Annotated in this window: 11 protein-coding genes; 4 read left to right on the top strand and 7 right to left on the bottom strand. The window is 64.0% G+C overall.

All coding sequences use genetic code 11. The annotated features are described in order from the left end of the window. Nucleotides 1–132: 132 nt before the first annotated feature. Entirely contained in the window at nucleotides 133–2247 is a 2115-nt protein-coding gene (locus tag MESS2_RS11180) for a hypothetical protein (RefSeq protein ID WP_008874326.1), read from the bottom strand. Nucleotides 2248–2724: 477 nt separating this feature from the next. Here MESS2_RS11180 and MESS2_RS11175 point away from each other — a divergent pair, with 477 nt between their 5' ends. After that, nucleotides 2725–2976: a hypothetical protein gene (locus MESS2_RS11175; protein ID WP_008874325.1), complete on the top strand. Its 252-nt coding sequence runs from the start codon at nucleotides 2725–2727 to the stop codon at nucleotides 2974–2976. 115 nt (nucleotides 2977–3091) lie between these two features. After that, nucleotides 3092–3586 (top strand): NUDIX hydrolase, encoded by a 495-nt coding sequence (locus tag MESS2_RS11170; RefSeq protein ID WP_008874324.1) that lies wholly within the window; start codon nucleotides 3092–3094, stop codon nucleotides 3584–3586. Between the two features lie 9 nt (nucleotides 3587–3595). On the opposite strand, the gene MESS2_RS11165 is transcribed toward MESS2_RS11170, so the two are convergent. From MESS2_RS11165 to MESS2_RS11145, 5 genes are all read right to left on the bottom strand, one after another. Further along, nucleotides 3596–4447, bottom strand: coding sequence for a citryl-CoA lyase (locus MESS2_RS11165; RefSeq protein WP_008874323.1), 852 nt, complete (start codon nucleotides 4445–4447; stop codon nucleotides 3596–3598). Then, a complete protein-coding gene (locus tag MESS2_RS11160; protein ID WP_008874322.1) occupies nucleotides 4444–5628 on the bottom strand; it encodes a CaiB/BaiF CoA transferase family protein in 1185 nt (394 codons plus the stop codon). The genes MESS2_RS11165 and MESS2_RS11160 overlap by 4 nt, the downstream gene beginning before the upstream one ends. 15 nt (nucleotides 5629–5643) lie before the next feature. Continuing rightward, a complete protein-coding gene (locus tag MESS2_RS11155; protein WP_008874321.1) occupies nucleotides 5644–7167 on the bottom strand; it encodes a tripartite tricarboxylate transporter permease in 1524 nt (507 codons plus the stop codon). 4 nt (nucleotides 7168–7171) lie between these two features. Continuing rightward, nucleotides 7172–7708, bottom strand: a complete 537-nt coding sequence (locus MESS2_RS11150; RefSeq protein ID WP_008874320.1) for a tripartite tricarboxylate transporter TctB family protein — start codon at nucleotides 7706–7708, stop codon at nucleotides 7172–7174. Nucleotides 7709–7834: 126 nt separating this feature from the next. After that, entirely contained in the window at nucleotides 7835–8812 is a 978-nt protein-coding gene (locus tag MESS2_RS11145) for a Bug family tripartite tricarboxylate transporter substrate binding protein (protein WP_008874319.1), read from the bottom strand. A 184-nt stretch (nucleotides 8813–8996) separates the two neighbouring features. On the opposite strand from MESS2_RS11145, the gene MESS2_RS11140 reads away from it, so the two are divergent. Further along, on the top strand, nucleotides 8997–9785 hold the full coding sequence (locus tag MESS2_RS11140) for an IclR family transcriptional regulator (protein ID WP_008874318.1): 789 nt from the start codon (nucleotides 8997–8999) through the stop codon (nucleotides 9783–9785). 24 nt (nucleotides 9786–9809) lie between these two features. Here MESS2_RS11140 and MESS2_RS11135 read toward each other — a convergent pair whose 3' ends face one another. Next, nucleotides 9810–10349, bottom strand: a complete 540-nt coding sequence (locus MESS2_RS11135) for a GNAT family N-acetyltransferase (protein ID WP_008874317.1) — start codon at nucleotides 10347–10349, stop codon at nucleotides 9810–9812. Nucleotides 10350–10635: 286 nt separating this feature from the next. Here MESS2_RS11135 and MESS2_RS11130 point away from each other — a divergent pair, with 286 nt between their 5' ends. After that, nucleotides 10636–11091, top strand: coding sequence for a DUF2214 family protein (locus MESS2_RS11130; protein WP_008874316.1), 456 nt, complete (start codon nucleotides 10636–10638; stop codon nucleotides 11089–11091). Nucleotides 11092–11189: the final 98 nt, after the last annotated feature.

Raw genomic sequence — 11189 nt, 5'->3', positions numbered from 1 at the left:
AGCGTATCCGGCGCGGCGTGTTCAAAAACGTCGGCGAACTGGAGGCTGCAATCATGGACTATCTCGATCAGCACAACGCTCAGCCCAAGCCATTCGTCTGGACCAAATCCGCAGGCCAAATCCTCGAAAAGATCACTCGCGCAAAACAAGCGTTAGAGTCACAACACTAGCAGCTGTACGGAAAATCACGTCACCGGCATTGCCGCCCGCGGACCCGCTGCCACCGACGCCGATCGTCGCACCAAGGCTGCCGGCGATATTGAATCCGCCATTGCCGCCGCCGCCGCCGATCGACTGCGCGATGAACCCGGCGGATCGTTCGCCGGAGGTCTCGATCGAACCGCCGCTGGTAACGTCGACCAGGCTGGCATTACCGCCAGTACCGCCGCCACCGCCGACACCGACGGCAACCCCGAGAGAAACGCTTACCGTGAACCCGCCATTGCCGCCGCCGCCGCCCACCGACTGTGCAATCACACCGGCGGAATCCGCGCCTCTGGTGGTGACATTGGCATTGCCGATGTTGTAGCGCACCTCACCGCCGTTGCCGCCTCGTGAACCCGAGCCGCCGATGGCGACCGAAGCAATGCCGCCGGCGGCGATCGCGCCGCCGCCATTGCCGCCGCCGCCGCCGACCGACTGCACAAGCATGCCGATCGCCGACCGGCCGTTTGTGTTGACGATAACGCCGTTTCCAGCCTGGTTGGCGGTGACGTTGCCACCGTTCCCGGCGGCCGCGCCGCTGCCGCCTATCGCAACTGCCGCCACAGAGCTCCCAATCGCAACTGCGTACCCGCCATTGCCGCCGCCGCCGCCTATCGCAACTGCCGCCACAGAGCTCCCAATCGCAACTGCGTACCCGCCATTGCCGCCGCCGCCGCCCACCGATTGGGCCAGGACCCCGATTGCGCCGTCGCCGCCATTGTCGTCCGCGCCGGTGTTGATTTCGCCGCCGATGCCGGCAATCACAGCTCCCGCATTGCCACCGCCATCACCCTTACCGCCAGTGGAAACGAAAACGCTCCCGGCGCCACCGCCATTGCCGCCGCCGCCGCCGATCGATTCAACCAGCATGCCGATTGCGTTGGCTCCGTAGGTCGTGATCCTGCCGGTGTTGACCGCCCTGGCCTCTCCGCCATTATTTCCGTCGGTGCCGGATCCGCCCCCCGCATAAAACAGCCCGAAAGCACCACCACCATCGCCGCCGGCGCCGCCAATCGACTGGACGACCAGTCCGCTGGCGGATTCTCCATGGGTCGTGATGAAGCCGGAATTGTCACCCGAAGCATTGCCGCCTTGGGTCGCCGCCCCGCCATTGCTGCCGGAGCCCGCGAAAAGCACTGAGGTTTTATTCCCGTCGCCGCCTTTGCCGCCGGCCGAGCGAATGAGCATGCCATACGAGAATTGCCCGAACGTAGTCACCGAGCCGGCGTTACTGCCGCTCGCTGTCCCGGCATGCCCCCCGTTGCCACCCTCGCCTGCATTGGCGTATCCGGCGGAAACCGCATTGCCCCCGGTGCCGCCATCGCCGCCGCTCGCGTCGACGACTATCCCAATCGAATTCGCTCCGGCGGTTTCGATTATGCTCGAAACAGTGGCGGTCGCAGAGGCGTTGCCACCGGCGCCGCCACGTCCGCCGTCGCCCTCATCCGCAAAGAAAAGCCCTCCACTGCCACCCCCATTGCCACCCCGGCCGCCCGTGGCTGTGGCGATCATGCCGTGATGCAAGGTTCCTGCCGTGGTCAGTCTGGCAGTGTTGGTGGCTGTGGCGCTTCCGGCGGCGGCGCCATTGCCGCCCTCGCCGCCATTGCCTACGAGCAACAGAGTGCCGTATCCGCCATTGCCGCCATTGCCGCCGTCGGCCGTGACATCGTAGGCGCTGACCTGGGGCAGAGCCGGCGCGGGTACGTTCTGGTCGAGGTTGTTGACGTGCACCGCATTGCCACCCGCGCCGCCATTGCCGCCGTCGCCATCATAGCCGCTGCCATTGCCTCCGTTGCCCCCGTTTTGAGGGATCAACACCTGCGCGTGCACGATGCCGGAAGAAAGAGGAAAGAGCCCGGCCAGTGCTGTCGCGCCGAGCAGCAGCGCCAGACGGTTTGGCAGAATGCGCCGGTTCGCCCGCAGCGCGATTTCCCGTGCCGATCCAGTTTTTTCCTGTGAGATGATGCCGGTCGGGCCGTCCGCCGAAATGGGCTCTTCGCCAATGACCCCGCGCCGCGCGGAATGCCTTGAGAACAAAGCCATGCACTTTCCCCCTAGATTGCGCCGTTCCCAACCCCTCCTTGAGTCCGCCGCCGCCGCCAGATCTGCCTAGGCAGTAAAAAATGCTGGATATTTATAATAAAACTCAACGCATTATCGCCAACGCCGTTGATTCGTCTGTCAAGCGCCAGCTTCATTAGAATACATTAACATCCGCCGGATGGAATCGATTTGTTGACCTTCCGCCAGATGGAATCGAAGTGTTGCGCAAAGAACACTGGCCGAAACGTCTGGCCTTTCATAGTCGTCATATGACGGTAATGCTTCGATCGGATAGCCAGCATATTAGTATTTACGAATATTATGTCCTGGCGGTAAGCGCATCGATTCCGCTACGATCGGACCTTGACCATGGCATCAGCGGACAGACGCCCTATATAAGGGTGTCTCTTTTTGGCGCGGGAATGGACAATGTCGCAGCCTCGTATTTCAACGATTTTCATGTCGGCAATGCTGGCAATGGGTGCGTTGTCGGGCGAAGCCTCGTCCGCCGCGGCGCAGACCGTCAACAACCGCAACACGCTGATCCAGCAAAACGAATTGCAGATATTGCAAAACAGGCTGCAGCGGCAGCAATATCAGCAGCAGCAACAGCAGTTCCGTGCCCAGGATCGCCAGATCGTGCCGCAGCAGCGGCCGGTGGTGCCGCAGGTGAAGCCGACTTGCCAGTTGGTGCCGTCGGGAAGCAGTTTTGTCAGCACATGTCGCTGACAGACTGACGTTTTCCAGTTATTTAGCCGACTTATGGGCTTGAGGTGCGTGCCGTCTGGTGTGACGAACCTGAAATTCGTTTCACAGGGGCGCTGCCTCGACTGGGGTTTTGCAAATGGCAGCCACCAACAAGAAGGCCGTACGCAAGGCAAGAAGAGGCGAGAGGATGCGCCAGGTCGCGGCTATTCCCTTTCGGCTGAACGGATACGGCAATGTCGAGGTAATGCTGGTCACTTCGCGCGCGACCAGGCGCTTCATTGTGCCCAAGGGTTGGCCGATGAAGGGCAAGAGCGGACGCAAGGCAGCCACGATCGAGGCGCAGGAAGAAGCCGGGGTCCTCGGCAAGACCCTCAAGGAACCGGCCGGCATATATTCCTATTGGAAACGGCTTGAAAATCGCTTCGTGCGCGTCGACGTCATCGTCTATTTGCTGGCGGTGACGGAGGAACTCACCAACTGGCAGGAAGCGGAAAGCCGGCAACGGGCCTGGCTGACGCCGGAAGAGGCGGCGTTGCTCATCGACGAGCCCGAACTGTCGACGCTGTTGAGAGACCTGAAGATTCCGGAACCACCCTCCGAGCCGGCCCCTGACCCAAACTACGGCACATAAGGCCTCGCCTCACCGGCCCTCTTCATCCACTCCTGGAAAAGCCCGCTGCGGCGTGCCGGTATAGGCCCACAGCCATTCACGCGGCAGCGGCCCCTTGTTGCGGTCGCTCTGCTGCGATTGCTCCCACGCATGCGCCAGGATGCCGACAGAGCGCGACAGCACGAAAAGCCCGCGGGTCAGCGGCGGCGGAAAACCGAGTTCGCCGTAGATGACAGCGGTGGCGCCGTCGATGTTGAGCGGAATTTTCTTGCCCTTGCGCCGCGCCATCTCGGCCTCGACAGCCTCGGCGATGTCGGCGAAGCGACCGTTGACGACGCCGCGCACGGCAAAATCGCGAGTTACTTCAAGCAAGCGCGGCGCGCGCGGATCGACAGGATGGAAGCGGTGGCCAAACCCCGGCACGTAGCCCTTGTCCTCGGCGAACAAACGGTCGAGCCGCGCCGAGACGGCATCGGCGAGCGGCGACCCCGCATCCTGCGCCGCGGCGATGTCGCCGTAGAAGGCAAGCGCCTGCTCGCCGGCGCCGCCATGCACGTCGCCGAGCACATTGATGGCCGAGGCCATGGCGCTGTTGATGCCGACGCCGCAAGTGGCCGCCATGCGGGCAATGGCGATCGACGGCGCCTGCGGCCCATGGTCGACCGCCGCACCGAGCGCGATACCGAGTAAGGCAGCCTGCTCCTCGCTGGGCAATTCGCCGCGCAGCATCAGCCAGATCATCGCCGGGAAGCTGACGCGGCCGATAAGTTCCTGGATCTCATAGCCGCGCAGCCGGATCACGCCGGGGCGCATCTCGATGATGTCGGTCTGCCACCATTCCTCGCCGCGCTCGCGCCCGGTTTTCTTCTCCGCATCGCTCATGCCCGTGCCTTTGTCTTGATCCTCGGCGGCAAGCCGGAAAAGACTTCGTCCATATGCTCGCCCAACGCCGGCGGCGGCCTGGCCGGCAAGGGTGCCGCGCCATCGACCATGAAACCGCCGCGCACCACAGTCAGCGGCCGGTCCATGCCAGACACGCCATCGAAACGGGTGGTCATCTCGCGCAGGGTCACTTGCCGCTCCTCGAGCATCTGCGGGATCGTCAGCACCCGGCCCGCCGGCACGCCCGCGCGATTGAGCTTCTCCTCCCAAGCGGCGGCCGGGGCGCTGGCCAGCGTGTCCTCGATCAGCACCTTCAATAGAGCGCGATTGCGCTTGCGCGTCTCGCGCTCGGCAAAGCGCGGGTCCGACGCCAGCTCCGGCAGTCCGATCAGCCGGCAGAGCGTAACGAACTGCTCCTGCTTGTTGGCGGCGATGTTGAGCAGGCCGTCGCCGGTGCGAAACGCGCCGGAAGGCGCCGCCGTCATGTTCTCATTGCCCATCGGCTGCGGCTCGACGTCGGCCGTCAGATAGTTGGAAACCGGCCAGCCGAGTGCGGAAAGCGTGCATTCAAGCATCGACACGTCGAGGAAGGCGCCCTCGCCGCTTGTCTTCTGCTTCACCAGTGCGGCAGTGATCGCGAAAGCCCCAACCAGTCCGCCCAGCGTGTCGGCGACGGGATAGCCGACACGCAGCGGCGCCGTCTCCGGCGTGCCGGTGATGCTCATGATTCCGGAAAGCCCCTGGATGATCTGGTCGTAGGCCGGATTGTCGCGCATCGGCCCGGTCTGGCCGAAGCCCGATATCGCGCAATAGACAAGACTGGGCCGGACCTCTTTCAGCCTGGCGTAGCCGAGGCCCAGCCGGTCCATCACCCCCGGCCGGAAGTTCTCGACCAGCGCGTCCGCCGTGGCGACCAGATCGAGGAAGCGCTCGCGGTCGGCTTTCTGCTTGAGATCGAGCACCACCGATCGTTTGCCGGCGTTCTGCGCCAGGAACGAAGCACCCATCCCAACCTTGTTGAGGTCGGGCGAAGCGCCGAGCTGGCGCGCCAGGTCACCGCCTTGCGGCGCTTCGACCTTGATCACGTCGGCCCCGAGCAGCGCCAGCTGATAGGCGCAGTAAGGGCCGGCCAGAACATTGGTCAGGTCGAGGACGCGAATTCCGGAAAGCAGGTCGGTCATTATCTCACAAACAGGTCAGGCATCGCCGGGCACATGCTCCGGTCCACGCCTGCGCTGGTGTTCAATGTAGGCCCAGATATGCGGCCCGAGCAGGCCGATGAAGGCCAGTGTCAGCAGCGTCAGCGACAGCTTGTGCGTATAGAACACCGACCAGTCGCCGTTCGAGATGGTCATCGCCCGGCGGAACTGCGTTTCGGCGAGCGGCCCGAGGATCATGCCGATGATCACCGGCGCGGTCGGAAAATCGAAGCGCCGCATCAGGAAACCGGCAGCGCCCAGGAGATAGAGGATGACGAGATCGATCGGCGATTGCGAAATCCCATAGGTGCCGACCGTAGCGAACACCAGAATGCCGGCATAAAGCTGCGGCGCCGGGATCTTGAGGAGCCGCACCCACAGTCCGATCAGCGGCAGATTGAGGATGACGAGGATGACGTTGGCGATGAACAGGCTGGCGATCAGGCCCCAGACGAGATTGGCCTGCGTCGTCAACAGCAGCGGCCCGGGATTGATGCCGTAGCTCTGGAAGGCCGACAGCATGATCGCCGCCGTGGCCGACGTCGGCAGGCCGAGCGTCAGCATCGGCACCAGCACGCCGGCGGCCGAGGCATTGTTGGCGGCCTCCGGCCCAGCGACGCCTTCGATGGCGCCGACCGTGCCGAACTCGTCCTTGTGTTTCGACAGCTTCTTTTCGATCGCGTAGGATAGGAAGGTCGGGATTTCGGCGCCGCCGGCCGGCATGGCGCCGATCGGGAAACCGATCGCGGCACCGCGCAGCCATGCCTTCCAGGAGCGCCCCCATTCGGCCGCGGTCATGTAGAGCGAGCCCTTCAACGGCACGATCTCATCCTTGCCGGCATAGCGGCGCGAGGCCATATAGAGCGTCTCGCCGACAGCGAACAGGCCGACCGCGACGATGATGACGTCGACGCCGTCGAGCAGTTCGCTCATGCCGAAGGTGAAGCGCGGTTGGCCCGTTTGCAGGTCGACACCGATCATGCCGATGACAAAGCCGATGAACAGGCTGGTGAGACCGCGCACCGAGGACGAGCCGAGCACCGCAGAGACGGTGATAAAGGCCAGCACCATCAGCGAGAAATATTCGGCCGGACCGAAGGCCAGCGCGAACTTGACGACGACCGGCGCCAGGAAGGCGACGCCCAACGTGCCGAGGGTGCCGGCGACGAAGGAGCCGATCGCCGAGGTGGCCAATGCCGCGCCACCACGGCCGGAGCGGGCCATCCTGTTGCCTTCCAGCGCGGTGACGATAGTGGCGCTTTCGCCCGGCGTGTTGAGCAGGATCGAGGTCGTCGAGCCGCCATACATGGCGCCGTAGTAGATGCCGGCGAACAGGATGAAGGACGCTTCCGGCGCCACCTGGTAGGTGATCGGCAAAAGCAGCGCGATGGTCAGCGCCGGCCCGAGGCCGGGCAGCACGCCGATCGCTGTTCCCAACGTGGTGCCGACCAGGCACCACATGAGATTGACCGGGGTGAAGGCGACCGAAAATCCAAGCGCGAGCTGATTGAGGGTCTCCATCGCCTCACCCTCTCACAATGCCGATGATCGCGTTGATCACCGTATTCAACTGGTTCTCGATGAAGCCGGCGCCGATATTGACGCCAAGCGCCTTGGCGAAGCCGAAATAGGCCGCCAGCGCCAGGATCAGCCCAAGCAACGCGTCGCGCAGCGGGTGCCTGCTGCCGAAACCGTGGCAGATGAGAACGAACATGATCACCGAGGCGGCGGTGAAGCCGAGCGGCTGGATCAGCAAAAGGTTGGCGACCAGCCCGGCAACCACGAAGCCCATCGCCTTCCAGTCGGTCGGCGTTTCCTTTTCTTCCTCCGGCTGCCAGCCGCCCCTCAGCGCGGCGACAATGAGCAGGAGGGAAAGGATCACCATTCCCGTCATGGTGATGTAGGGAAACACGGTCGGACCGACCTTGGAATAGAGCGGCGACACCGGGATCGCCAGGGTCTGCCAGGCTACCGCCGCGGCACAGGCCAGAAGCCCGACGCCGATCAGCAGTTCGGGTACGGCAAGGCGCGGTGGCGGCGCCTGCTGGTCGCTGGTGCTCATGAATGTCCTCCCAGGATGGCCGGCATCCTCCAGCCGGCTTCCACCGCAGTCTCCCTCGCGATGGCTCACATGTCCATGCGGTTGGCGAAATGTCGGAGGGGCGGCGCAAGCCGCCCCTCCGGGAGATCAGGCAAGGCCGAGATCCCTAAGGACGGCGCCGATGCGGGCCGTGTCCTCGGTGACGAATTTGGCATAGTCGTCACCGGTGAGCAGGATCGGCGTCCAGTTGCGGTTCTTGCATTCCGTTGCCCATGCGTCGCTCTTGGCCATGGTCTCGACCAGAGTGACCAGCGCCGCCTTGTCGGCGTCGGAAACGCCGGGCGGCGCGAAGACGCCACGCCAGTTGAACAGTTCGACATCGATGCCGGCTTCCTTCAGCGTTGGGGCGTCGATGCCTTCCTGGGGCTTGTCGGCCGAGATGGCGAGCAGCCTGAGCGCTCCCGCCTTGACTTGCTCGGAGAACTCGCCAAAGCCCGAGATGCCGGCAGCGACCTGGTTGCCGAGCAGCGCCGACAGCGCCTCGCCCCCCCCTGCGAAAGGCACGTAGGACAGGTTGGTTGCCGAAACACCGGCCGTCTTGGCGATGAGGCCGAACAGGATGTGGTCCGAGCCGCCGGCCGAACCGCCGGCGACCGGCACCTTGGTCGGGTCGGCCTTGAGGGCCGCAATGAAATCGGCTGCTGTCTGGAACGGCGAGGCCGCCGGCACCACCAGCGCTTCGAACTCGCCGGTCAGCCGGGCGATCGGCGTGACTTCGGTGAGATTGTTGGCGGATTTGTTGGCGATGATGGCGCCGACCATGACCATCCCGGCAACCATCATCGAATTGCCCTTGCCCTTCCATTGGTTGATGAACTGCGGCAGGCCGACCGTGCCGCCGGCGCCACCGACATTGGTAATCTGCGAGCCGGAGATCAGCTTCTCGCTGCGCAGCACCTGGTCCATCGTGCGCGCCGTCTGGTCCCAGCCGCCGCCCGGCGCCGCCGGCACGAAGATCTGGACCTGCGGCGCGTCCTGCGCAAAAGCGGGCGAGAGATGCAACGCCGCGAAACCGGCCGCGCCCGCCGCAGCGGTGCTCATTAAAAATCTGCGTCTGTTCAGCATGGGATTCCTCCAAATCACGACACCTCCTCCGGTGCCCGCCAGAAACGTAGCCTGAATTCAGACCCGCTCGGCAAAATTCTTGCTATTTTTATTCCGTTCTGTCAACAGGAACGATGTTCTACTAGACAGAACATTCAGCATGAGGCATGATCGTTCTGTTGGGTTTCACCTGACCGGAAATGAAATGAGTTCGTCGCAGATGACGCAAGCGCGGTCCAAACCGGCGTCAGCCGATGGCGTTGCCGCGCTTGATCGCGCGATCGCCATTCTCGACGCCTTTGCCGCGGCCGACCGGTCGCTCAGCCTGGCCGAAATCGCGGCGCGCACCGGCCTCTACAAGAGCACGATCCTGCGGCTGGCGAGTTCGCTGCTGCGCGGGCAGTTGCTGGAGCGTCTCGACGATGGCCGCTACCGCGTCGGGCCGGCGACCTTCCGGCTCGGCACGCTCTACCAGCGTTCGGTGGTGGCAAGCGACGTCCTGCTGCCGATCATGCGCGACCTGGCCGAACGGAGTTTGGAAAGCGTCGCCTTCTATGTCCGCTCGGGCGATGTCCGCACCTGTCTCTATCGTGTCGAATCCAAGCACCCCATTCGCTACACCATACAGGAAGGCGACGTGCTGCCCTTGCTGGCCGGTTCGGGCGGGCGTGTGCTTGCGGCATTTTCCGGCCAGCAGGGCGAGCCTTACGAAACGATCCGCGAAACCTATCACTATCTGACGGTCGGCGACCGCGACCCAGAGACGGCGGGCGTATCGGCGCCCGTGTTCGGGCCGGGGCGCGTCTTGCTCGGCGTCCTGACGCTGGCCGGCCCCAGCACGCGCGTCGACGTGGCCTTTCTCCAGCGCATGAAGCAGCCGCTCATCGAAGCAGCCGCCCGCGCCACCCGCGCGTTCGGCGAAGATGCTTCAGTGCTTGAACTGGCGGCCAGCGACGCCGGCGCGGAACGCGTGGAAAGCCTCAACTCCGCTTGACCGGGTTCACATGATGGCCTGTACTCAAGGCCGCCGTTCCAAGAGGATGGTCGCGGCGTCGTGATAGGTGGTTCGCAGCACTTCACTGTAGCCGCATTTGGCCGCGACATTCAGCGAACCGGTATTTTCCGGATCGATGATGCACACGGTTCTGGCGCGCCCGAATGTCTCGTCGCCCCAGGCAACGATCCGCCCCACGACCTCACTGGCGAAACCCTGGCCGTGCGCGTTCGAAGCCAGCGCCCAGCCTGCTTCAGGCACGCCCTCGATCGACGGCTCGATATCGCGCTTCAGGTCATGAAAACCGGCCTCGCCGATGAAGCGGCCGGTCGCCTTGTCCTCGATCGCCCAGAAGCCATAGCCGAGCAGCGACCACAGCCCGGCATGGCGCAGGAAGCGCATCCAGCTTTCTTCCCGCGTGCGCGGCTTGCCGCCGATGAAACGGGTGACGGCCGGATCGGCCCACATGGCGACATAGCTGTCGAAATCATCCAGCCGGTGCGCCCGCAGAAAAGTGCGCTTTGTCTCGAGGACCGGCACGCCGGCTGCTTTCGAATTGTCCATGGGTCCTGCCTCGCTGCGCATGACCCCGGAACCGCTCCCGGTTCTGGAAGGGATCATGTGCAAATTGAAAGTTGGCAGTGCTTAGCAACTTGTCTGCACCGAACAAGAGCCAAGGCCGGGCAGATCACCTTCCAGCGCTAAGCCGACTCCAGACGACGCCCGTGCGGAGGGCGACAGCCGGATCGCCGACGCAAGCCCGCTATGGGAATTTTGTCGAACGATGCTACCTTTCGCCGGGGGCTGATTCAGCGCACCGGCGCATACTGTCCGACGGAGGAGAAGGCGCATGGACACCACCGATCTCGTGCTGGCCATCATCCATCATCTGCTGGTGTTTTCGCTGGCGGGCATCATCGGTGCCGAATTTGTCCTGACCTGCGGCGAATTGCCGGCAACGACGCTCCGACGCCTTGTCGGCATCGACCGCCACTATGGCATCATCGCCATGCTGATCATCATTGTCGGCATCGGCCGCGTCATTTACGGCCTCAAAGGCTGGGAATTCTACGTCTACAACTGGGTGTTCTGGGCAAAGATGGCGGCCTTCGCCATCGTCGGCCTGTTGTCGATCGTCCCCACTGTCCGCTTCGTCTCCTGGAACAGGCAGGCAGTCGCCAATCCCGCCTTCGCCGTGCCGGCCGCTGAACTGGCTGCGGTGAAAACCCATGTCCGCGCCGAAGCCTTCATCTTCCTGCTGATCCCGGTCTTCGCAGCGGCGATGGCGCGCGGCTACGGCTACTAGATCCATGACCCCGAACCGAAAATCCGCGCCTGCGACGGTTGCGGATATCAGCAGTTTGCGCTTTGAGTGCGATTGCAATCTGCTAGCGTGCGCTAAGG

The sequence above is a fragment of the Mesorhizobium metallidurans STM 2683 genome (assembly GCF_000350085.1).
Lineage (GTDB): Bacteria > Pseudomonadota > Alphaproteobacteria > Rhizobiales > Rhizobiaceae > Mesorhizobium > Mesorhizobium metallidurans.
Note: the sequence above shows the minus strand (reverse complement) of the source record. Positions and strands in the feature narration are given on the sequence as shown.

Coding starts and splice junctions, on each gene's coding strand:
- MESS2_RS11135 (WP_008874317.1), bottom strand. CDS start 10,349: ATGGACAATTCGAAAGCAGCCGGCGTGCCGGTCCTCGAGACAAAGCGC.
- MESS2_RS11165 (WP_008874323.1), bottom strand. CDS start 4,447: ATGAGCGATGCGGAGAAGAAAACCGGGCGCGAGCGCGGCGAGGAATGG.
- MESS2_RS11160 (WP_008874322.1), bottom strand. CDS start 5,628: ATGACCGACCTGCTTTCCGGAATTCGCGTCCTCGACCTGACCAATGTT.
- MESS2_RS11150 (WP_008874320.1), bottom strand. CDS start 7,708: ATGAGCACCAGCGACCAGCAGGCGCCGCCACCGCGCCTTGCCGTACCC.
- MESS2_RS11170 (WP_008874324.1), top strand. CDS start 3,092: ATGGCAGCCACCAACAAGAAGGCCGTACGCAAGGCAAGAAGAGGCGAG.
- MESS2_RS11140 (WP_008874318.1), top strand. CDS start 8,997: ATGAGTTCGTCGCAGATGACGCAAGCGCGGTCCAAACCGGCGTCAGCC.
- MESS2_RS11180 (WP_008874326.1), bottom strand. CDS start 2,247: ATGGCTTTGTTCTCAAGGCATTCCGCGCGGCGCGGGGTCATTGGCGAA.
- MESS2_RS11175 (WP_008874325.1), top strand. CDS start 2,725: ATGGGTGCGTTGTCGGGCGAAGCCTCGTCCGCCGCGGCGCAGACCGTC.
- MESS2_RS11130 (WP_008874316.1), top strand. CDS start 10,636: ATGGACACCACCGATCTCGTGCTGGCCATCATCCATCATCTGCTGGTG.
- MESS2_RS11155 (WP_008874321.1), bottom strand. CDS start 7,167: ATGGAGACCCTCAATCAGCTCGCGCTTGGATTTTCGGTCGCCTTCACC.
- MESS2_RS11145 (WP_008874319.1), bottom strand. CDS start 8,812: ATGCTGAACAGACGCAGATTTTTAATGAGCACCGCTGCGGCGGGCGCG.